The sequence below is a fragment of the Mycobacterium sp. TH-M15 genome (assembly GCF_057473705.1).
Genome location: NZ_JBYCLB010000155.1, coordinates 1 through 1633, shown reverse-complemented (window position 1 = coordinate 1633; position 1633 = coordinate 1). Strand labels below are relative to the sequence as shown.

Annotated in this window: 2 protein-coding genes; one reads left to right on the top strand and one right to left on the bottom strand. The window is 74.2% G+C overall.

What is annotated here, in order from left to right; translation table 11 throughout:
• On the top strand, positions 1-691 hold a 691-nt coding region (locus AC2VNT_RS03735), incomplete at its 5' end, for an HAD-IC family P-type ATPase (protein ID WP_486945576.1).
• A 9-nt stretch (positions 692-700) separates the two neighbouring features.
• Here AC2VNT_RS03735 and AC2VNT_RS03730 read toward each other — a convergent pair.
• Entirely contained in the window at positions 701-1558 is an 858-nt protein-coding gene (locus tag AC2VNT_RS03730) for an alpha/beta hydrolase (protein WP_486945575.1), read from the bottom strand.
• Between the last annotated feature and the right edge of the window lie 75 nt (positions 1559-1633).

The following is a 1633-nucleotide window of genomic DNA, read 5'->3' as shown; positions in this document are numbered from 1 at the left end:
GACCGACTTCGCCGCCCGGCCCGGCCAGGGGGTGACCGGGGTGGTCGACGCGGTGGACGTGGACGTCACCACGTCGGCGGCCGCGCACGAGACCGGCACCGCGGTCGAGGTGTCCTGGCTGGGCCGGGTGCGCGGGGTGATCACCCTGACCGACAGCGTCAAGCCGGGCAGCGCGGCGGCGATCGAGGAGCTCAAGGCGATGGGCATCACCCCGATGCTGCTCACCGGCGACGGCGGCACGGTGGCGCGGAAGGTGGCGGGCGAGGTCGGGATCGACCCGGCCAACGTGATCGCCGACGTGCTGCCGACCGACAAGGCCGACGTGATCAAGCGGCTGCAGGCCCGCGGGCGGCGGGTGGCGATGGTCGGCGACGGCGTCAACGACTCGGTGGCGCTGGCCACCGCCGACATCGGGATGGCGATGGGCAGCGGAACCGACGCCGCGATCGAGGCCGGTGACCTGACCCTGGTCCGCGGCGACCTGGGCACCGTGCCCACCGCGCTGCGGCTCTCGGCACGCACCCTGCGCACCATCCGGGCGAACCTGGCCTGGGCGTTCGGCTACAACATCGCGGCGATCCCGCTGGCGGCCGCCGGGCTGCTCAACCCGATGATCGCCGGCGCGGCGATGGCCTGCTCGTCGGTGCTGGTGGTCACCAACAGCCTGCGGCTGCGCCGGTTCGGCCGCTGACCCCGCCGGTCAGGAGTCCAGCCAGGCCAGCTCGGCGGGGAGCTGCGCTCGCCAGTACTCGACGTCGTGGCCGCCGGGGGTGAACCCGCCGGCCGGCGGGGGTTTCAACAGGCTCACGAACTGGCGGGTGGCGTAGTAGAAGCTGTCGCCGGTGCCGCAGTCGACCCGCAGCGGAAACGACGACAGCTGGGGCACCAGGTCGTAGGCCGAGTTGGTCCGCCAGTCGTCGATGCTGTCGAACGCACCCGGTGGCGCGCCGAAGTAGGTCAGGTACAGCGCCGGGCTGATCGCGCAGATGCCGGCGGTGCGCGCCCGGCCGAGACGGGTGCCCAGCAGCAGCGCCCCGTAGCCGCCCATCGACCAGCCCATGAACGCCACCCGGGAGGTGTCGATGCCCTTGCTGGCCAGCATCGGCAGCAGCTCGTGCAGCACCATCGCGCCGGAGTCCTGGCCCGAGCTGTGCCGGCGCCAGTAGGTGTTGCCGCCGTCGACGCTGATCACCGCGAACGGCGGCCGACCCGCGGCGGTCAGCTTCGCCAGCTCCTCCTCGACGCCGAGGTCCATCACCCAGGCCGCGTCGCCGTCCTTGCAGTGCAGCGCGATCACCGGGCGCAGCGGCCCGGTCTGGCCGGGCGGGCGGGCGATGATCCAGTTGGTCTCCACCCCGCCGCGGGCGGCGGAGACGAACGAGCCCGATTCCCGGGTGGGCCGGGCGACGCCCACCGCCGCCGGGTCGGGGGTGTCCAGCGGGAGCGGCGACGGCGCTGCCGACGATACCGCGGCCCCGCCCAGGGTTCGCACCGCGAACGCCCCGGCGGCCGCACCGACGCCGAGCCGCAACACCGTCCGTCGGGTCAGTTCAGCCACCGGCGCATCATCGCCTGCCGACCGGGCGGGCCGGCACTGCCACGCCGCGGCGCTACAGCACGGTTTGGGCGCCGT